Source organism: Bradyrhizobium sp. Pha-3, from assembly GCF_042258325.1.
GTDB classification, from domain to species: domain Bacteria; phylum Pseudomonadota; class Alphaproteobacteria; order Rhizobiales; family Xanthobacteraceae; genus Bradyrhizobium; species Bradyrhizobium elkanii.
On record NZ_CP170151.1, the window covers coordinates 3,810,386 to 3,829,401 of the forward strand.

Genomic DNA, 19,016 nt, shown 5'->3' on the forward strand with positions numbered 1-19,016 from the left:
CTGTAGAAGGAAAAGTCCAGCGATTTCTCCTTAACTCCGACGTCGTGATCCACGGCCCGGTGGACCGCCACCGGTCTGATCAGCGACGTCTCGTCGACGGACATCTAACGGCGGAGCAAGCCGCAGCGTGAATTTCAATTTTTCCGCTCCCAGCCATGAGGCGCCGACCGCTATTCGCCGAGAGCGCAGCAATGTCGCAAGGCTTGCCGTCGCCCAGGCCCTCGCAGGCGCCAATTCCACGGTCGTCTATGCAACCGGTGCCGTGGTCGGCGACATGCTGGCGCCCACCAAGGCACTTGCGACGCTGCCGGTCTCGGTTTTTGTCGTGGGCATGGCTCTGTGCACGCTGCCGGCGGGCGTTGTCGCGCAGCGCTATGGCCGGCGCACGACATTCCTGCTCGGTGCAGGCAGCGGCGTCCTCGCGGGCTTGATTGCGCTCCTCGCGGTACTCAACGCGTCGTTCCCGCTCTTCTGCGCAGGGACCTTCTTTGGCGGCGTCTACGCGGCCGTGGTGCTCTCTTTCCGCTTTGCAGCGGCCGATTGCGCAGCACCTGAACGGCGTCCGCGCGCGCTCTCGGCCGTGATGGCCGGCGGTATGTTCGCCGGTGTGATCGGTCCACAGCTTGTGACGCACACCATGAACCTGTGGGCGCCGTACCTTTTTGCTGCGACGTTTGTCGGCCAGGCGGCGGTTGCCGCGCTCTCCGCGGTTATTCTGGCGGGCGTTGCGCTTCCTCCGCTGACTGCAACGCATCTCAACGCCGGAAGGCCGCTCGCTGTCATTGCCCGGCAGCCGCGCTTTATCCTGGCCGTGATCTGCGGGGTCGTCTCCTACCTGCTCATGAATTTCCTCATGACCTCAGCCCCGCTGGCGATGAAGCTCTGCGGGCTGCCTCAGGAATCGGCCAATCTCGGTCTGCAGTGGCACGTCATCGCGATGTACGCCCCGAGTTTCTGGACGGGCCGCCTCATCACGCGCTTTGGCGCATCCGCGATCGTCGCGGTCGGGCTGGTGCTGATTGCGGCCGCTTCGTCGATGGGTCTGCTCGGGATCGATGTCGTGCATTTCTGGGCGACGCTGAGCCTGCTCGGGATCGGCTGGAACTTCGGCTTCATCGGCGCGTCGGCGATGGTTCTGGAGTGCCATCGCCCCGAGGAAAAAGCGCGCGTCCAGTCGCTCAATGACTTCGTGGTCTTCGGCACGATGACCGTCGGCTCCTTCCTTTCGGGCGGGCTGCTGTCGTCCTTCGGCTGGTCGACCGTCCTGATGCTGTCGTTCGTGCCACTGCTCGGCGCGTTGCTGGCCCTCATCGGCTTTTCAATACCGGCCCGCCGCACGACCAAGTTAGCGTCTCGAGGAGAACCCACATGAGCGTAGCGGAAACCCCGGTTCAATATATGGAGCGAACGCGCCAATATTACCGTGCCCTTGGTTACGACAACGACTATGTCTGGGCGAGCTTTGATGATGTCCCTTTCACCAAACCTGCCAAACCATCATCGGACCTGCGTATCGCACTGACCACCACGGCCAGTCCGCCGGATTTTGACGGCGTGAAGCGGGTGTGGTCAGGTGCGGTTTCGCCGCCGCCCAGGAAGCTGTTTACCGACAACGTTGCTTGGGACAAGGAATCGACCCACACCAATGATCCCGGCAGCTTCTTGCCGGTAGAAGCCGCTTTCGGACTGGTCGGCGAAGGCGCCCTCGTCGGACTGACCCGACACTTTCACGGCGTGCCAACAGAATACAGCCAACGGAAAACGAACGCGGAGGATGCACCTGAAATCCTGGCACGGGTTCGAAAAGACGCGGCGGATGCTGCGATCCTTCGCCCCCTTTGCCCCGTGTGTCATCAGACCGTAAGCTTGGTGGCCCGGCATCTGGAAGCGAACGGCATTCCGACGGTCATTATCGGCTCGGCGCAGGATGTCGTGGAGCACTGCGGCGTGCCGCGGTTCTATTTCACGGATTTCCCGCTGGGCAATCCTTGCGGGCATCCCTGGCGACCGGACATGCAGCGCGAAATCATGCGCCAGGCGCTCGCCCTTTTTGACACGGCGACGGCGCCGCGAACGACTGTGAAAGCGCCATTTGCGTGGAAGGAGGACGGTTCCCTCTGGCGGCCCCGGTATGGAAGAGTAAATCCAGAGGATCGAGAGCGGCTGCTCAAGCTGGGTGATGAGCGCCGCCAGCGGCAAGCCGATGCCAAGCAGGTTTCCATGGAGGGAGTGTCATCAAAATGACCGAGAGTTCGATGGGAAATCGGGTGTGCGTTCTTGAGGACCGTTACGGTAACCCCTTGAGCACAAGCTCTGCCGCCGCCCGCGACGCATATGTCGCCGGCGTCGACAAGCTGCTCGCGGCCGGCTCGGGAATTGACCAGGCATTCCGCGACGCGATCGCCGCCGACGAAGGTTTTGCTCTGGCGCACATCGCGCTTGCGCGAACCCTGCAACTGCTCGGTCGCGGCAACGAAGCCAAAGCGCCGCTCGAACGCGCGATCGCGCTGGCGCCGGCTACGACTTCGCGCGAGCAAGGTCATATTGCGATCTTTGCCAGGATCCTGAGTGGTCAAGGCGCTGCGGCGGTTTCGGCGATCGCCGAACATATGAAGCACTGGCCGCGCGATGCCATGGTGCTGGCACCGGCCACCGGTGTGTTCGGCTTGATCGGCTTCTCGGGCAAGTCCGGCCGCGAGATCGAGCAACTGGCGATGCTGGAGCCGCTGGCAACCCATTACGGCGATGACTGGTGGTTTCGAACGGTGCTCGCATTTGCGGAAATCGAGCTGCACAGGCTCGACAGTGGTTTCAGGAATATCGAGACCGCACTTCGCGGTTGTCCCCGCAACGCTCACGCTGCGCATATCAAGGCCCATCTGTTCTATGAGAAAGGACAGCGCGAGGAGGGGCTGGCTTACCTCGATCAATGGAACGCCGCCTACCCACGCGAGGGGCAACTGCATTGCCATATCAGTTGGCATCTTGCCCTGTGGTCGCTGGAGACCGGCAGGCGGGATCAAGCCTGGAAGATCTATCGTGAGGCGTTGCATCCCGGCGGCTCGTGGGGGCCGCAAATCAATGTCCTCACCGATTGCGCGTCGTTCCTTGCGCGCGCCGAGATGGCGGGCGAGCCGCGACATCCGGAACTGTGGAGCGAGATCAGCCAGTATGCGGCGAAGTGGTTTCCCAACTCGGGGATCATCTTTGCCGACATGCACAGCGCGCTTGCCTTTGCAATGGCCGGCGACGCGGAGGCCTTAGCGAGGATCATCGAGAACCCGAAGGGACCCGCCGCGGACATGGTGGTGCCCATCGCGCGCGGCTTCGATGGTTTGGCCAAAGGCGACTGGACACGGGTCGTCGATGAGCTAAGGCCCGTCCTGGCAACCCATGAAAGGGTTGGAGGCAGCCGCGCCCAGCGCGACCTGCTGGAATATTCCGTGACTTGCGCCTTGCTGCGCAGTGGTCGAGCCGACGAGGCGCGGCGGCTGATCGCGTCACGACGATCGCAGAATGCGGCGAGCGGCGTTCCGCTCGCGGGGATCTGAACCTGTCCTGGTTTAGGGACCTGCACTGGTCAAGCGATCCGAAATGGCGAAGCGGTGGGTTTTGGATGGCGCCACCTGAGGGAGAGTAACGATGCGCATCAACGATGATCTGTCGAAGCCCGTTATCGTTCAGGCCTCGAAACTGGACTGGGTGGCCAGTCCGTCGGCCGGCGTGGATCGGCGCATGCTGTTCCGCATTGGCGGCGAAGTCGCGCGCGCCACCTCGATCGTGCGCTATGCTCCCGGTAGCGCCTTCCCGCGTCATACGCATGGCGGCGGAGAAGAGATTGTCGTCCTTGAAGGTATCTTTCAGGATGAGCATGGCGACTATCCCGCGGGCAGCTACTTTCGCAACCCTCCCGGGACGTCGCATGTCCCCGCCTCGAAGGACGGCTGTACCATCTTCGTGCGGCTCTGGCAGTTCCGAGACGAGGACCGGACTCAGGTCGTGCGTCAGCCAGGTGAGGGCCAACAGGTTGCGCCGCGCCCCGGTGCAAGCAGCGTCAGCGTGCTATTTGACGACGGCCACGAGGAGGTCCGCCTTGAAGACTGGCGGCCGGGTGAAGTCATCAGCCTTGCGAACGCGCGCGGGCTCGAGTTCTTTGTTCTATCGGGGGGACTAACGATCGGGGGCGAGACGCTGCAGCCGCAGGGCTGGGGTCGGCTACCCGCCGGCGTCGACCTGAAAGCGACGGTGGGCCCGCAGGGCGCGAAAATCTGGATCAGGGAGGCGCCGCCGCTGCATCCAGATGTCTGTCGACTTCCCGGGTAGCCACGACAATCCTGACCGCCTCTGCGCTGAGCTCCTCGTAATGGCGAAGCTACTTTGCATGGGGTTGTTTTCGATATTTTGGTTGGCCCGGGCCTGTTCCGCCGGGCAGCGCTTGGAAACATCATGTTGCATTGAACCGGTGTTGCGGCTACGCAATTGAGATGACATGGAAATTTTCCGTTGCCCCGATGATGGACTGGACCGAGAGTTTAGGTTTTTCAAAAAGTTAGAAGGCGGCGTGTGCACGACGTGTGCACCGGGAGATCAAGAAAAATCCACTCACGGGGGGCGCTGTGCTGGCGCTCGTCGATAGACCCGCGCGAGGGACGGATTACTTACGTCGAGCGATATGGTTCGGTGAAATGCTCGTGAATTCGCGCTATTTTACGGTATTTGCATCGCGTAGCGGTTTAGAGGTGCTGGTTTGAAAGAGTGGGGATGACTCATCGCCGCGTGGGCGGATTCCCTTTCTTACCAAGACCTAGCTAACGGTGTTCACGTCTAAAGTATCTCGGCCAGCGAATGGCCGTGCAACTCGATATTCAGGCCTTGCAGGCCGAGATCATTGATCTCGCCGCCCATTGCCTTCAGGCTCTCTTCGCGGATCAGTGACATGAGTCCGCGGCGCAGGGCTAGGAACTCCGACGACATCATCATCGATTGCTGCCGTGGCCGCTCGAGCGGAATCGGGATTTCCGCCTTGATCGAGCCGGGGCGCGCGGTCATGCAGTAGACGCGGTCGGATAGGAAGATCGCCTCGTCGATGTCATGGGTAACGAACAGCACAGAGATCTTCAGGCGCTGCCACATATTGGTGAGGATCTGCTGCATGATGACCCGGGTCTGCGCGTCGAGCGCCCCGAACGGCTCGTCGAGCAGGAGGACCTTCGGCCCGGTGGCGAGGGCACGCACGATGCCGACGCGCTGCTTCATGCCGCCGGACAGCTTTTCAGGATAGTGCTTTTCGAATGCCTCGAGCCCGGCGAGGCCGAGCAGGGTGCGCGCGGCGCGCTCGCGCTGGGAGCGCGGCATGCCGCGCATCTTCAGACCGAACTCGACGTTCTCCCGCACCGTCTTCCAGGGAAACAGCGAATATTGCTGGAAAACCATGCCCCGCTCGGCGCTCGGGCCGTTCACCCGCTCGCTGTCGACCGTGATGGTGCCGGTGGTTGGCTTGAGAAATCCGGCGACCGCGTTCAGGAAGGTCGACTTGCCGCAGCCCGAAGGTCCGACAATCGAGACGAACTCGCCCGGCTTCACATGGATGTGGGTGTCGGTGACCGCCTGGACCGCGCCATCGATGGTCTCATAGCTCAGTGAGAAGTTGCTGACCTCGATATGTCCCTTGGACGCGCCGGTCGCGATCTCGCTCATTTCGATCTCCATGGCATCACGAGGTGGCCCGCACCGCGGATCAGCAGGCTCGATCCGAGGCCGAGTACGCCGATTGCGATCATCCCGAGCGCGATGTCGGCGTACTGGACCAGCGAATAGGCCTCCCAGGTGAAGTAGCCGATGCCGTACTGTCCCGAAATCATCTCGGCTGCGATCAACGACACCCAGGCCACGCCCATGCCGATCGTGAGGCCGGTGAAGATGTGCGGGAGCGATGCCGGGAAATACACCTCGCGAAAGATTGAGCGCTCACGCGCGCCGAGACATTGCGCGGCGCGCACCAGCACAGGGTCGACCAGCGACATCCCGTGGAGCGTATTGACCAGGATCGGAAAGAACGAGCCGAGGAGGGTGATGAAAACGATGCTCTGCTCGTTGGTCGGCCACAGCATGATCGCCATCGGCACCCAGGCGATCGCCGGGATCGGCCGCAGCACCTCGGTGACCGGGAAGATCACTTCATGCGCCAGCTTGAAGCGACCCATGATCAGGCCGAGCGGCACGCCGAGGACGGCCGCCAGCGAGAAGCCGATGAAGATGCGCCGGCAGCTGAGCAAGATGTGCATCAGGAACTTGGGGTCGTGTATCGCCTTCGTAAAGCTCGTATAGACGTCGAGCGGCGAGGGCACGTTAGTGAAGCGCACGAAGAACACCACCCGGTAGGTCGTCAGCAGGTGCCAGACGAGGACGAACGCGAGCAGCGAGACGATCCCGATTGCGGCCGCGCGCAACCGGTCCTGGTTGAGCCGGTACCAGCGCGCGGTCAGCGCACCGAAGGAGGGTGCCGCGGGCGGCGCAGCGATGGGCGCGGCGACCGCGTCCGCGGTCGGGGGAACTGCCTGTGTGCTGTCCGCGGGATGTCTGAGGAAGGCGGGACTGCTCACGTTTTGCCTCCGCCGATCGTCACCTTCACCGCGTCATCGAAGCTGAGCACCTTGCCGCTGATCTTCACGGCATAAGCCTCGGCATCCTTCTTCAGGAGGAACGGCGCCACGTCGCCATTGCCGACCGCGAAGAAGGCCTGGTCGGCGAACAGCTTGATGCCGCGCATTGTATCGAAGACGTAGGCGACGTTGATCTTCTTTCCCTTCGCCTTGTAGTCGGCATAAGCGCCGAGCGTGCAGGCCGCGGACGCGAATGGCAGGATACCAACCTCGTCAACCCAGACCTCGCCGGCCTTGCGCGGGTCGATGATCGGCCTGTTGCAAAAGGAATCTTCACCCGAAATCTCGTAGTTCTTCGTGTTGCCGACCTGCGCGTCGTAGTCGAGATTCATCTCCGCGTAGGCCTTGCGGATGTAGCCATCGTCGACCCACTTCTTCGGATCGAACTCCTTCATGCGGCCGAGATTCTGCAAGACCTTGACGTCGGCCGTCGCAGCATCGATCAGCGGCGGTTTGATCGTGGGATCTGTGGTCATGTTACCGCCAGGGCCGAGGAAGATGTAAACGACTTCCTTGTTGATCCCGGTCCATTCCTGGATCTTTTCGGCGGCCCGCTTGGGATCTTCGCGCAGCCACTGATTGGCGGCGATCAGCGCCTTCAGATAGGCAACGACCACTTCGGGATACTTCTCGGCGAAGTCGGTGCGGACCACGATGCCGTGGAAGGTCGGCAAGTTGGTCTCCACGCCGTCGAAAATCTTTCGCGCGAAGCCGCGGAACGGCAATAGCTCGGCGAATGGAACGAAGTCGGCGTGGGCGTCGATCTTCTTCTCCTGAAGATTGGTCGATCCGACCTCCGGGCTTTGGCTGACGAGCTGGAAGAAATCCGGCGCGAAGCCGCGGTCCTGCATCGCCTTCAGCACCATGCCGTGCGCGGCCGAGCCGAATGGCACGCTGACGACTTTGCCCTTGAGATTGGCGAGATCGTAGTAGGGCGAATCCTTGTGGACGACGATGCCGTTACCGGATCCGGACAGGCTGTAGGCGGCAATTCCAATCAGTCGGCTCTTGCTTTCAGGGTTGCTGTCGAAGGTGAAGCCGTTCACGATCAGCGGATAGTCGCCCATCATGCCGATCTGCAGCTTGTTCGCCATCATTGCATTGGTGACCGGCGGACCGGACGTGAAATTCTGCCACTCCAGCTCGAATTTGATGTTAGCGTACTTGCCGTCCTTCGGAAGGTATTTCTCGAGCAGATGCAGCTGCCGGATGACGACGCCCGCCGTTACCGTATTGGTCGTGGTGTCCTGTGTTCCGATGCCGAGCGTGACGGTTTCTGCCGAGGCTGGCTGCGCGAGGAGTAGCGCCAGCGACGTGACCGACGTCACGATCGAGAGCGTGGGAAGATGGCGGACCATTCTCATCCTCATTCGGTTGGATGTGCTGTGGCTGCCATGATTGGGCGAGCGTGTAAGCCGGGCAAATCCGGATTTGCCGATGCAGTCGATTAGTTGCCGGGAAAAGCCGGTTGCATAGTACTTGGGCAATTTTGCCGGTGAGCGCCGCTTGCATGTGCATCCGGGTTGTCCGCCGGCCTCCTAGTCGGATGCCTGGCCGCGCATGTCCTCTAGAATGTCGGGCCGGCAGACCACGATCTGGGAGCGCTTGGTCAGCACGATTCCCTTCTGTTGCATGCGCTTCAGGCTGATCGTGACCCATTGTCTGGTCGCGCCGACCATGTGGGCGATATCGGCATGGGTGAAGGCGGCGGCGATCACGGTGCCGTCGGCATCTTCGACGCCATAGAGCTCGACGAGGTGGAGGAGCAGATGTGCAAGGCGCTGGGTGATCGAGCGTGTTCCCAGCATCTGCGCCAGCGCCGAATAGCATTTGCCTTTGAAGGTGAGGCCTTCGATAAGGCCGATCGCAAGGTTCGGGATCTCCGCGGCGAGGACGCGCAGCTCTTTTCCGGGAAGATGGACCACGCTGCAGTTGCTGGACGCGACGCCGGACCATTGATGGACGGTGCCTTCGAACACTTCGGGCCCGCCGACGAAATTCCCGACGTGCCAGTACGCGAGCGTGATCTCGCGGCCCAGCGGAGACGTGTAGAACACGCGGATTCGGCCGCTTTCGACGAGCCAGATGCCGTCATGCTTGCCGCCTTGGCTGAACAGTGTCTGGCCGCGGTTGAGCACCTTGCGACGGCCTTGCTTCAGGACCAGTTCTCGCTCGCGCAGGCTGAGCTTGTCCATCAGCGGCGGCGGCCCGCCGATCCATTGCTGGTTTTCGGTGAGCAGCAGCGAGGAACTGCCGACAGGCCGGTTTGTTGCGGGAACGGTCCCGCGAACCGCATTGGCCGCCTGCAGCAACATGGAGCCGCCTCCGGATTGTTCGAGCCGATCTAAAACCGATCTAAACAAGAGCAATGTCCGTGCCAGAACGGGTTGGCAAGTGTGGGACGGCGGGCCGCTGAACGGCTGCATCATGCCCGGTCCGCTCGGCGTGCGCCGGCCCGGAAATTCATCACTGAAAACGGGAGATTTACGGAACAGGCATTCGCCCGTCGGGACCGCGGATAGAAGGGAAGACCGGCTAGTGTCCCGCCAGGCTCATCAAATAAATTTTTGGATAGATGCCGCGGTTGTGCCCATCGGAGAACGCGATGTTCAGCCCGTAGCCCAAATCATGGATCTCCGTGATCGCGATGCCGGGAAACCTCTCGGGGAAACGGCCATCGAATCGGGCGCGGGTGCAATGGGCGCATTTGCAGGACAGGCGGAGTTGCTCGGCGGGCAGGCTCAGCGTGTCGTTCTGCGTGGTGCGGACGAGCAGCGTCGCGAGATCGGCGCTCGCTTCGTAATCGGCCACTGTCGGCGCCACCAATGCGGTCATGGTCATGATCAGTCTCCTCTTCCTCTCTAGGTCGGCGCGGGGCCGCGGCGATAGCAATTAATTGTCGGTGCGGACGCGAGCCAGTCTGATCGACCGCGCCCGACTGCCTACGCTTCAGTCGCGGCCGGCAAAATGTGAAACTAATCGACCGAGAATTTCAGTTCGGCGTTGCCCGAGTCCTGTCTCTCCGAAACCTTGCGCCGTATTCCGCAGCAGGGAGAGAGACCAGGAATGAGCGCATTTCAGAAAGAAACGGTCCTGTCGGTCAGGCACTGGACCGATTCCCTGTTCAGTTTCACCGCAACGCGCGACCGCGGCTTCCGCTTCCAGAATGGCCAGTTCGCGATGATCGGGCTCGAGGTCGAGGGCCGGCCCCTGATGCGCGCCTACAGCATGGCGAGCGCCAATCACGAAGAAGAGCTCGAGTTCTTCTCGATCAAGGTACAGGACGGACCGCTGACCTCACGCCTGCAGCGGATCAAGGAAGGGGACATCATCCTGGTCGGCCGCAAGGCAACCGGCACGCTGATCACTGGCAATCTCGTCCCCGGCAAGCGTCTGCTGCTGTTGTCGACCGGGACGGGGCTCGCGCCGTTCGCCAGCCTGATCAAGGACCCGGAGGTCTACGAGAACTACGAGACCATCGTGCTCGCCCATGGCTGCCGCCAAGTCTCTGAGCTCGCCTATGGCGAGCACCTTGTCGAAGGACTGCGCACTCACGAATTCTTCGGGCCGCTGATCCGCGACAAGCTGATTTACTATCCGACCGTCACGCGTGAGCCGTTCAGGAACCGGGGCCGCATCACCGACCTGATCAGCTCCAATCAGCTGTTCGGCGATATCGGCCAGTCCGGCCTCGATATCGAGACGGATCGCATCATGCTGTGCGGCAGCCCGGCGATGCTGGAGGAACTCCCGGCGATGTTGGCGGCGCGGGGCTTCGTCGAGGGCAATCACAGCCGGCCCGGACATTTCGTGATCGAGAAAGCCTTCGTGGAGCGGTGAGGCGCAGTTTCGCAAATCTCTCCCCGGCGACAACTAATTGCTATCGCCGGCGAGCCAGCTGAACAAATCTGGCGCAGAGGCGCCCCGGCTTGTGCCGGCGAACCAGGAGCGTGAAATGGCACTAGATCAGATCGTCGACGGACTTTCGGAGGTTTCCTGCGACGTGCTGGTCATCGGCGGCGGCACCGCCGGTCCGATGGCTGCGTTGAAGGCGAAGCTGAAAAACCCGAGTGCCAACGTCGTCCTGCTCGAAAAGGCCAACGTCAAGCGCTCCGGGGCGATCTCGATGGGCATGGATGGGCTGAACAACGCCGTCATTCCCGGCTATGCGACGCCGGAGCAGTACACCAAGGAAATCACCATCGCCAATGACGGCATCGTCGACCAGAAGGCGGTCTATAAATACGCGCAGAACTGCTACAAGATCATCGAGGAGCTCGACAGCTACGGCATCCGCTTCCTGAAGAACGAGAACGGTGATTACGCCGTCAAGAAGGTGCATCATATCGGCACCTATGTTCTGCCGATGCCGAATGGCGAGACGGTGAAGAAGGCGCTTTATCGTCAGCTGCGCCGCGCCCGCATCCTGATCTCGAACCGCTACATGGCGACCCGGCTGCTCAAGTCGGGCGACGGCCGGATCGCCGGGGCGATCAGCGTCAACACGCGCACCGCCGAGATGCTGGTCATCAAGGCGAAAGCGGTGATCCTCTGCATGGGGGCCGCGGGCCGGCTCGGCTTGCCGACCTCGGGCTATATGTTCGGCACCTATGAGAACGCCGCCAATTCCGGCGACGGCTACGCGATGGCCTATCATGCGGGCGCCGCGCTCGCCAATCTCGAGTGCTATCAGATCAATCCGCTGATCAAGGACTATAACGGGCCGGCCTGCGCGTATGTTGCCGGTCCGTTCGGCGCCTTCACCGCCAACAATGAGGGCTCGCGTTTCATCGAGTGCGATTACTGGTCCGGCCAGATGATGCTGGAGTTCTACAGCGAGCTGCTGTCGGGCAAGGGGCCGGTGTTCCTGCAACTCAAGCACCTGCATCCCGACACCATCTCGGAGATCGAGTCCACCCTCCACAAGGTCGAGCGGCCGACGCGCGGCCTGTTCCAGGAAGGACGCGGCGTCGACTACCGCCGCGAGTCGATCGAGATGCACATCTCGGAGATCGGCCTCTGCTCCGGCCACAGCGCCTCCGGCGTGTTCGTCGACGACAATGCCCGCACCACCGTGCCTGGCCTTTATGCGGCCGGCGACATGGCGAGCGTGCCGCACAACTACATGCTGGGCGCCTTCACCAACGGCTCGGTCGCCGGCATCGACGCGATGGAATTCGCCGACAACCATGATTTCGCCGACTTCGACGTTGCCGACGTCGCGATTGAGCAGGACCGCGTGATGGCGCCGACCAAGCGTGAGGACGGCATTCCGCCGAACCAGGTCGAGTACAAGACGCGGCGCCTGGTCAACGACTATCTGCAGCCGCCGAAGGTCACTCGCAAATACGAGCTCGGCATGCGCCGGCTTGCCGAAGTGCGCGAGGACATGAACGAGCGCATGATCGCGCGCAATGCCCATGAATTGCTCCGCGCACTCGAGGCGCAGTCGATCATGGACTGCGCCGACATGGCTGCCCACGCCTCGCTGTTCCGCGAAGAGAGCCGCTGGGGGCTCTACCATTGGCGCACGGACTTTCCGGAGAAGGACAACGAGAACTGGTTCTGCCACACCCTGCTGTCCAAGCAGGACGATAGGATGACGAGCACGAAGCGCGCCGTGGAACCCTATGTCGTGCCGATCGCCGACGACGAGAAGGATCTCTACGACAAGCAGCGCATCCGCGCCAGCGCGTGAATGCTTCGATCGCACAACAACAGGAGATTGGACGATGCCTCTCGCTTCCTATCAGACGTCGGTCCCGGTGGTGGTCGACGACGCCAAATGCATCGCGGACAAGGGCTGCACGGTGTGCGTCGATGTCTGCCCGCTCGACGTGCTGCGGATCAGCGACCTGACCGGCAAGGCCTACATGGCCTATGACGAGTGCTGGTATTGCATGCCCTGCGAGGCGGATTGCCCGACCGGCGCCGTCACCGTCAACATTCCGTATCTCCTGAGGTGATCATGGCGAGCCCGTTCGAAGCTTATGACGATCTCGACGATGCCGACGAGCGGCTACAGGCCGCCGACCCTGCTGAACGCCGGGTCGCGATCATCGCGCTCGGCCATTCCGGCGATCCTGCCGCGATCGGGCATCTAGCCGGGATGGTGTCCGATCCGGATGCCGGCGTACGCCAGCAGGTTGCGATGGCGCTCGGCGAGTTCGACGGGCCGGAGGCGGCGAATTCGCTGGTGAAGCTGCTTGTCGACCCGGAACGCATCGTGGCGTCGGCCGCGGCCGACAGCATGGCCGAGTTCAAGGATCCCGTCTGTGCCGGCGCCATTCTCCCTCTCGTCAAGCACAGCCACGCATTCGTGCGCATGGGCGCGTTGCGTGCACTGAGGGAGTTGCGCTGCAGGGAGACGCTCAAGCCGGCGCTGGAGGCACTGCAGGATGCCGATGCGGCGGTGCGGGTGCAGGCGATCGGTGTCATCGGATTCCTGAAGCTCGAGGAGTCGATTCCGGCGCTGACGGCGCTGATCGGTGATCCCGACGCGCATGTGCGCCGCGCCGCGGTGAGTGCGCTGGCCTTCTCGCAACTGAAGCCTGCGGCCGAGACGATCACGCGTGCGCTGAAGGACGCCGACTGGATGGTGCGCGAGATGGCAGCGGAAACCTTAGGCTTCAATGTCAACGGATCGATCGCCGCGGACCAGCTCATTGTCTCGCTCGGCGACGAATTCTGGCAGGTGAGGCTCAAGGCAATCCGCAGCCTCGGCAGGATGAAGATCGAACACGCGGTGCGCCCGATCGGCAATTGCATCAACCATGGTCAGGCCAATTTGCGAAAAGAGGCCGCCGCAGCGCTCGGCGAGATCGCCCATCCGGATGGTGAGGTGTTCCTGGCGGTCATCGCCGACGATCCGGATCCTGACGTGCGCAAGAATGCTCGCTGGGCGCTCCAACAGATCGCGGCGCGAGCTGCGCAGCAGTCAATTCAGTGAAACTCGGAGCTCACCAGGAAAATTCGCACGAAGGGGCCCACCAGATTAGGGAATATTGGCGCCAAGATCTGAGCATTTTTGCTGGCTAGCGTCGTCTGCCCCGCCGCAAACCAAAGATCAGATTGCGATACCGCGGCCCGCCGAAGCTTCTTAGAGCCTGCCGGAATGACCGTTGTTTGGCTGGAACTAGCCCAAATTGGCTCATGATGGATTTGAGCGAGGGTTCAAGTTTTTTACGAGTTAGCAGGCCGCGTGTGCACGACGTGTGCACCGAGGGATCAAAAAAATCTATCGTCGTCGAGGCTTGAGGGGGCCTTCTTGAGTTGCCGTATGACGGCTGCAGAGCGGTGATGGCTCGAGAGTGGTCGAGCCGCTGGCTCGCACATTGTGACGAGGACGCTAGCGTTCCTCACCGCATACGGCCCTCTGTCCCCCGAACATCGGCGCGCATCGATCAGGCTCGATGCGCGCCTGGGAAACTACAGTCGACCACAGTGTGGGTCTGGCTCGCTCCCTGCTCGCATGGGTTACACTTTGTCCGCCACACTGTTCTTCTATGTTCATCAACAGTGCGCGCAGGCGTCACAAGCCAACCGATGTTGGTCCCGTGACCGCGCGACGGACGAGGGCAATGACCTCATCGGCCTCCTGCTCGGTGCTGTCAAAGCGGGCCACGAACCGGATCACCTCGTCGCCTCGTCGCGCGAATTGCAGCCCGTTCGCCGTGAGCCGGTCGATGGCTAGTGCGGGCAGCTTGGCGAAAATCAAATTGGCTTCCACTGGAGCAACGAGCCGAACGTCAGGCAGTGCGGCAAGACCTGCTCCAAGGTAGGCGGCCACGGAATTGGCCTTTGCCGCGAGTCGTAGATAAAGGCGATCCTCGACATAAGCGAGCAGCTGTGCGGACGCATAACGCATCTTAGACGCGGTCTGTCCGGCGCGGCGAAGCCTATAGGATAAGGGTTCAACAAGGTCGTGGTCGAAGACCACGATTGCATCCGCTGACATCGCCCCGTTCTTGGTTGCCCCAAACGACAGGATGTCGACGCCCGCTCGCCAGGTCATGTCGGCCGGGCTACAGCCGAGCCGCGCCAAGCCGTTGGCGAATCGGGCGCCATCCATGTGCAGCGACAGATTCTTCTCACGTGCGATTTCGCCGATCTCGGCGATCTCGGCGAGAGGGTAGACCGTTCCATATTCGCTGGCCTGAGTGATCGACACCGCATCGGGCTGCGCGCGATTGCGGACACCCCAAGCCGCCCCGGTAACCGCCTCGCGCAGGATTGGTGGCTCGATCCGAAAATGCTGGCCGGGCAGCGTGAGGAGCTTCGCGCCACCTGTGAAGGCCTCGGTCGCGCCGCCTTCCGCCGTGTCGATATGTGCCTCCTTGTGGCAGTAGATCGCGCCATAGGGCCGCACGCACGTTGCGAGCGACAAAGCATTGGCAGCCGTGCCGGTCGAGACTGGGAACACCGCGACCTCGGTCTCGAACAGCGTCGAGAAGCGCTGATTCAGCAATTTCGAATAATCGTCGTCGCCATAAGCGGCGGCTGGGCCACGATTGGCCTGCTCGATCGCTCGCAGTATCTCGGGGCTGACCGGCGCTACGTTGTCGCTACGGAAATTCGGGAGCGCTTGGGTCGCTTTGTTCATGCCGTCCTCACCTGCCGTCAGATCACGGTCGTTTCGTGTTTGCTTATGCGTCGGTTGATCAGGAGCAACGGGATTGCGGTGACCAGGATGAGCACCGCGGCTGCGGCGGCTGCGAGTCCTGCGCCAGTGCCCTCGATGGCATGGTACATCACGACGGTTGTGGTGACCCAGCCGCTCGCATAAAGCACGATAGTTGCGCTCAACTCGGAGGCTGCGGTGATCCAGACCAGCACCAGCCCGCCTACAAGGCCGCTCGCCATCAGCGGCACCGTCAGGGTCGCGAAGGTTTTGCTCGGCGAGACCCCGAGATTGATTGAGGCTTCCTCGAGCGAGGGATCGAGCTGATGCACGATCGCTGAGGATGATCGGATCGCGAAGGGCAATTTGCGGACGACATAGGCGATGACCAGGATCAGCCAGCCGCCGGTCAAGATCAAAGGACCGCTGTTGAACGCGATGATAAGTCCGATCGCCAGGATCGTACCGGAAACCGCAAACGGCACCATGCCGACGAAATCGAGCAATCCCGACAGGCGCGAGCGGTGCCGGGCCACCACGTAGCCGATCGGAGCGCCGATCAGCATAGTGGCGATGGCCGCAATGCTGGCGAGTATCAGCGTGTTGAGCAGCGGCCGATAGGAGCCCGACAACAAGGTCGCGTAATTGCCCAATCCGAACTCCCAGGTCAGCACGGGGCCACGGAAGCGCAGGACGGAGATCATTAACACGGCTGCGAAAGGCAGCAGCGAGGCAATCACAATGCCCCAACTAACGACCGTAGCCACCAGCCGCGGTCCCGGTGTCAGCGGCAGCCTCGCGGCCGCACTGCGGGCATTGGTTGAGAAGCGGCGCTTGCCGAGATAGTGCCGTTGAACGAGAAGCGCGAGCGCCGTGCAGGCGATCAGGAGCACACTGAGCGCACCCGCAGCAGCCGGATTGGCGTCAGATTCGCCGGCGAACAGCTTGAAGATGTCGACGGCCAGGAACGGGCGGTCCTCAGCCAGCACCGCTGGCACGCCGAAATTCTCCAGCGCCTCAATGAACACCAAAATTCCCCCGGCAAGTATCGCCGGCGTCACGATCGGCAGCAGCACGGTGCGGATCACATAGGACCGTGAACCACCGAGATTGCGGGCTGCCTCCTCCATCGAAGCATCGACGGCCTGGAAGCCGGCCAGCACGGGCATGACCACGTAGGGATAGAGCGTCAACGTGAACACGATGACGATGCCGGGCAGGCCATAGATCGAGCCGATCGGGATGCCGATTCCGCGCAAGGCGCTAGTGATGACGCCGGCATGACCGAACAGCAGCACGAGCGCATATGCGCTGACGAAGGAGGGCAGGACCAGCGGCAGGGAGGCAAGCGTTAGCAGCAGTGCGCGGCCCGGTATGTCGATCCGTGCAAGACAGAAGGCGAGCGGGATGCCGATCGCGCATGTGAAGGCCGTCGCGAGCGCGGCGCAGAGCAGACTATTGCCGATGCTGCCAAGGTAGTACCGGCTCTTCACAATCGCCGTAAAATTCCCAAGCGTCAGCCCGCCCGTGCCGTCGATCCGTATGCTCGCATCCAGAACGAGCGCCAGCGGGTAGAGCAGAAAGACCGCGAGCAGCACCAGCGCCGCCAGCGCCACGATGGTGGCAAAGCGTTTCATGGCGCCGGATACGCCGTGATCTGGGCAGGATCGTAGGCAAGGGTGAGTGGAGTGCCGGGCAAGACATCAAGTACCTGGCCGCCGAGCGCTGTGATTCGAAGCTGGGTGCCGTCTGGCAAGGTTGCGTGGAGGCGCTGCATCGGGCCCAGAAATTCGCGTAGCGCCAGACGTGCCTGAACGAGCGGGCCGTCGGAATTGCTTCCCAGCCGCAGGGCCTCCGGCCTGACCGACAGCAACACCGGTGCGCCCGGTGATGCAACCTCGCCTCTGACAGAGAACTCCGTTCCGGCTGCCGCGACAGGGGTGTTGCGGCCATCGAAAGCGCCGGCGACGCCCGGCACCATATTGGTCGAACCAAGGAACTCGGCGACGAACGCAGTCTGCGGCATCCGATAGATGTGTTCGGGCGTGTCCACTTGCTCGATCTTGCCGCGACGCAAGACGGCGATGCGGTCGGAGATGGCGAGCGCCTCCTCCTGATCGTGCGTCACGTAGATCGCAGTGAGGCCGAGCGCCTGCTGGAGCTGTCGGACCTCGATTCGCATTTCGGTGCGCAGTTGCGCGTCCAGATTGGAGAGAGGCTCGTCGAACAGGAGCACCGCGGGTTCGATCACAAGCGCGCGGGCGATCGCCACGCGTTGCAGCTGGCCACCGGAGAGCTGGTGTGGCGAGCGTGGACCGTAACCTGCAAGGCGCACCCGCTCGAGCGCTTTGTCGACACGCGATGCGATCTCGGCAGCCGGGACCTTCCTGGCCTTCAGTCCGTAGGCCACGTTTTCGGCGACGGTGTGGTTCGGGAAGATCGCGTAGTTCTGAAACACCATGCCGGTGTCGCGGCGATGCGCGGGCAGGGCATCGATGCGCCGGTCGTCGAAGGAAATGGATCCGGATTCGACATCGACGAAGCCGGCGATCATGCGCAGCAGCGTCGTCTTCCCGCAACCCGAAGGTCCGAGCAGCGTGAACAGCTCGCCGTGCCTGATGTCGAGCGAAATGTCGTCCACGGCCCGCACCGCACCAAAGGTGCGGGTCAGACTTTCAATCCGAATCCTGGTCATGGGATCAGCGCGTGTTCTGTATCGTGGTCTTCAGCCGCGCGAGGGTGTCGCGCCGGGCCGCTTCCCATTTGGCATCGTCATAAGGCAGCACCTTGATCGCCCGGAAGGGCAGCATCCCGGGTGCGACTGCCTCGAGCTCGATATCTTGACGGGCAGGGCGCCGGAAGGTCGCTTTCAGCAACATCTCCTGGACTTCTTTGCTGGCCAAGTAGTCGACCAGCCGCTTGGCGGGCCCGGGGTTCGGTCCGCCTTTCAGGATGGCCGCGCCCTCGACGCCCGCATATGTGCCCTCGGCCGGATAGGTGACGCTCACTGGTGCGCCATTATGCGCCCACAAGAAGCCGGCATATTCGAGGGTGATGCCAAGTGGATATTCGCCGCTACCGATCCCGTCGAACACGTGGGTCGAGCGGTTGAGCACCTTCGCATTGGCAAGCAGCCCGTCCATCCTCGTCCACGCCGCGTCATCCGCACCCCACAGCGACAGAAGTGTGGTCGCGGCCGCATATGAGAATCCCGAATTGGCCGGGTCGGTAAAAGCGAGCTTGCCCTTCCATTTCGGATCGAGGAGGTCGGCCCAGGATTTGGGCCCGCTGGCCTTGTCGATCGCCTTGGTATTCTGCCCGATCACAACGACCTGGATGTTGGTGCCCAGCCAAAGGTCGTTTGGATCGCGGAACTGGGCCGGCACGGCTTCGCGGCCCGTGGCCGGGTAAGCCTGAAGATGTGAACTCGCCAGCCGCAGCAGCGTCGCATTGACACCCCAGATCACGTCACCCTGCGGATTGGCGGACTCAGAGGCGACACGGCGTACAAGGACACCCGATCCGGTCGAAACCACGTCGACTTTGATCCCGGTCGCCTTGGCGAAGCCTTCGGCGACAAGCTTGTTTACGGTGTCGTCGTTGGCCGAATAGAGCACGACGCTCTGCTGGGCCGCGGCCAGCCCGGCCGCGAACAGCGATACCGCGAGCGCCACGACTCGGGCGAGGACGGAGGCGGGACATCTCATCATGGTTCGCCCTTATCGGTTCAGTCG

17 protein-coding genes and 1 pseudogene are annotated in these 19,016 nt (G+C 62.4%); 8 read left to right on the forward strand and 10 right to left on the reverse strand.

Translation table 11 applies throughout. The annotated features are described in order from the left end of the window. The first annotated feature begins 127 nt into the window (after positions 1–127). The 4 genes from ACE10X_RS17530 to ACE10X_RS17545 all read left to right on the forward strand — a co-directional run bounded on the left by ACE10X_RS17530 (position 128) and on the right by ACE10X_RS17545 (position 4,323). Positions 128–1,372 (forward strand): MFS transporter, encoded by a 1,245-nt coding sequence (locus tag ACE10X_RS17530; RefSeq protein ID WP_375764405.1) that lies wholly within the window; start codon positions 128–130, stop codon positions 1,370–1,372. Then, positions 1,369–2,244: a glycine reductase gene (locus ACE10X_RS17535; protein WP_375764406.1), complete on the forward strand. Its 876-nt coding sequence runs from the start codon at positions 1,369–1,371 to the stop codon at positions 2,242–2,244. Before ACE10X_RS17530 ends, ACE10X_RS17535 begins: the two co-directional genes overlap by 4 nt. Then, a complete protein-coding gene (locus ACE10X_RS17540; protein ID WP_375764407.1) occupies positions 2,241–3,551 on the forward strand; it encodes a tetratricopeptide repeat protein in 1,311 nt (436 codons plus the stop codon). The genes ACE10X_RS17535 and ACE10X_RS17540 overlap by 4 nt, the downstream gene beginning before the upstream one ends. 91 nt (positions 3,552–3,642) lie before the next feature. Next, positions 3,643–4,323: a cupin domain-containing protein gene (locus ACE10X_RS17545; protein ID WP_038381915.1), complete on the forward strand. Its 681-nt coding sequence runs from the start codon at positions 3,643–3,645 to the stop codon at positions 4,321–4,323. A 501-nt stretch (positions 4,324–4,824) separates the two neighbouring features. Here ACE10X_RS17545 and ACE10X_RS17550 read toward each other — a convergent pair. The 5 genes from ACE10X_RS17550 to ACE10X_RS17570 form a co-directional block, all read right to left on the reverse strand. Continuing rightward, positions 4,825–5,709: an ABC transporter ATP-binding protein gene (locus ACE10X_RS17550; protein ID WP_375764408.1), complete on the reverse strand. Its 885-nt coding sequence runs from the start codon at positions 5,707–5,709 to the stop codon at positions 4,825–4,827. Then, the gene (locus ACE10X_RS17555; protein ID WP_375764409.1) at positions 5,694–6,602 is read right to left on the reverse strand and encodes an ABC transporter permease; all 909 of its coding nucleotides are present in this window, start codon (positions 6,600–6,602) and stop codon (positions 5,694–5,696) included. The genes ACE10X_RS17550 and ACE10X_RS17555 overlap by 16 nt, the downstream gene beginning before the upstream one ends. Beyond that, a complete protein-coding gene (locus ACE10X_RS17560) occupies positions 6,599–8,020 on the reverse strand; it encodes an ABC transporter substrate-binding protein (RefSeq protein WP_375764410.1) in 1,422 nt (473 codons plus the stop codon). The genes ACE10X_RS17555 and ACE10X_RS17560 overlap by 4 nt, the downstream gene beginning before the upstream one ends. Before the next feature lie 180 nt (positions 8,021–8,200). Further along, entirely contained in the window at positions 8,201–8,977 is a 777-nt protein-coding gene (locus tag ACE10X_RS17565; protein WP_375764411.1) for a Crp/Fnr family transcriptional regulator, read from the reverse strand. A 220-nt stretch (positions 8,978–9,197) separates the two neighbouring features. Further along, a complete protein-coding gene (locus tag ACE10X_RS17570; RefSeq protein WP_375764412.1) occupies positions 9,198–9,503 on the reverse strand; it encodes a gamma-butyrobetaine hydroxylase-like domain-containing protein in 306 nt (101 codons plus the stop codon). 225 nt (positions 9,504–9,728) lie between these two features. On the opposite strand from ACE10X_RS17570, the gene ACE10X_RS17575 reads away from it, so the two are divergent. The 4 genes from ACE10X_RS17575 to ACE10X_RS17590 all read left to right on the forward strand — a co-directional run bounded on the left by ACE10X_RS17575 (position 9,729) and on the right by ACE10X_RS17590 (position 13,611). Next, positions 9,729–10,502 (forward strand): ferredoxin--NADP reductase, encoded by a 774-nt coding sequence (locus ACE10X_RS17575; protein WP_038381903.1) that lies wholly within the window; start codon positions 9,729–9,731, stop codon positions 10,500–10,502. Between the two features lie 115 nt (positions 10,503–10,617). Beyond that, the gene (locus ACE10X_RS17580) at positions 10,618–12,360 is read left to right on the forward strand and encodes a fumarate reductase/succinate dehydrogenase flavoprotein subunit (RefSeq protein WP_375764413.1); all 1,743 of its coding nucleotides are present in this window, start codon (positions 10,618–10,620) and stop codon (positions 12,358–12,360) included. Between the two features lie 34 nt (positions 12,361–12,394). Continuing rightward, entirely contained in the window at positions 12,395–12,628 is a 234-nt protein-coding gene (locus tag ACE10X_RS17585) for a ferredoxin family protein (RefSeq protein WP_038379780.1), read from the forward strand. 2 nt (positions 12,629–12,630) lie between these two features. Beyond that, the gene (locus ACE10X_RS17590; RefSeq protein ID WP_375764414.1) at positions 12,631–13,611 is read left to right on the forward strand and encodes a HEAT repeat domain-containing protein; all 981 of its coding nucleotides are present in this window, start codon (positions 12,631–12,633) and stop codon (positions 13,609–13,611) included. Between the two features lie 582 nt (positions 13,612–14,193). Here ACE10X_RS17590 and ACE10X_RS17595 read toward each other — a convergent pair. The 5 genes and pseudogenes from ACE10X_RS17595 to ACE10X_RS17615 form a co-directional block, all read right to left on the reverse strand. Then, positions 14,194–15,264, reverse strand: coding sequence for a low specificity L-threonine aldolase (locus tag ACE10X_RS17595; RefSeq protein ID WP_038379782.1), 1,071 nt, complete (start codon positions 15,262–15,264; stop codon positions 14,194–14,196). A 17-nt stretch (positions 15,265–15,281) separates the two neighbouring features. Further along, entirely contained in the window at positions 15,282–15,821 is a 540-nt protein-coding gene (locus ACE10X_RS17600; RefSeq protein ID WP_375764588.1) for an ABC transporter permease, read from the reverse strand. 375 nt (positions 15,822–16,196) lie between these two features. Continuing rightward, a pseudogene (locus ACE10X_RS17605) lies at positions 16,197–16,919 on the reverse strand (ABC transporter permease); the annotation flags it as partial. Then, positions 16,916–17,977: an ABC transporter ATP-binding protein gene (locus ACE10X_RS17610; protein ID WP_038381902.1), complete on the reverse strand. Its 1,062-nt coding sequence runs from the start codon at positions 17,975–17,977 to the stop codon at positions 16,916–16,918. The gene ACE10X_RS17610 and the pseudogene ACE10X_RS17605, both read right to left, overlap by 4 nt. A gap of 4 nt (positions 17,978–17,981) precedes the next feature. Beyond that, the gene (locus ACE10X_RS17615) at positions 17,982–18,956 is read right to left on the reverse strand and encodes an extracellular solute-binding protein (protein ID WP_375764415.1); all 975 of its coding nucleotides are present in this window, start codon (positions 18,954–18,956) and stop codon (positions 17,982–17,984) included. Positions 18,957–19,016: the final 60 nt, after the last annotated feature.

Bases quoted from the DNA above. Each gene is read 5' to 3' on its own strand.
- ACE10X_RS17570 (WP_375764412.1), bottom strand. From the start codon at position 9,503: ATGACCATGACCGCATTGGTGGCGCCGACAGTGGCCGATTACGAAGCG.
- ACE10X_RS17610 (WP_038381902.1), bottom strand. From the start codon at position 17,977: ATGACCAGGATTCGGATTGAAAGTCTGACCCGCACCTTTGGTGCGGTG.
- ACE10X_RS17535 (WP_375764406.1), top strand. From the start codon at position 1,369: ATGAGCGTAGCGGAAACCCCGGTTCAATATATGGAGCGAACGCGCCAA.
- ACE10X_RS17540 (WP_375764407.1), top strand. From the start codon at position 2,241: ATGACCGAGAGTTCGATGGGAAATCGGGTGTGCGTTCTTGAGGACCGT.
- ACE10X_RS17585 (WP_038379780.1), top strand. From the start codon at position 12,395: ATGCCTCTCGCTTCCTATCAGACGTCGGTCCCGGTGGTGGTCGACGAC.
- ACE10X_RS17545 (WP_038381915.1), top strand. From the start codon at position 3,643: ATGCGCATCAACGATGATCTGTCGAAGCCCGTTATCGTTCAGGCCTCG.
- ACE10X_RS17565 (WP_375764411.1), bottom strand. From the start codon at position 8,977: ATGTTGCTGCAGGCGGCCAATGCGGTTCGCGGGACCGTTCCCGCAACA.
- ACE10X_RS17590 (WP_375764414.1), top strand. From the start codon at position 12,631: ATGGCGAGCCCGTTCGAAGCTTATGACGATCTCGACGATGCCGACGAG.
- ACE10X_RS17575 (WP_038381903.1), top strand. From the start codon at position 9,729: ATGAGCGCATTTCAGAAAGAAACGGTCCTGTCGGTCAGGCACTGGACC.
- ACE10X_RS17595 (WP_038379782.1), bottom strand. From the start codon at position 15,264: ATGAACAAAGCGACCCAAGCGCTCCCGAATTTCCGTAGCGACAACGTA.
- ACE10X_RS17550 (WP_375764408.1), bottom strand. From the start codon at position 5,709: ATGGAGATCGAAATGAGCGAGATCGCGACCGGCGCGTCCAAGGGACAT.
- ACE10X_RS17580 (WP_375764413.1), top strand. From the start codon at position 10,618: ATGGCACTAGATCAGATCGTCGACGGACTTTCGGAGGTTTCCTGCGAC.
- ACE10X_RS17560 (WP_375764410.1), bottom strand. From the start codon at position 8,020: ATGGTCCGCCATCTTCCCACGCTCTCGATCGTGACGTCGGTCACGTCG.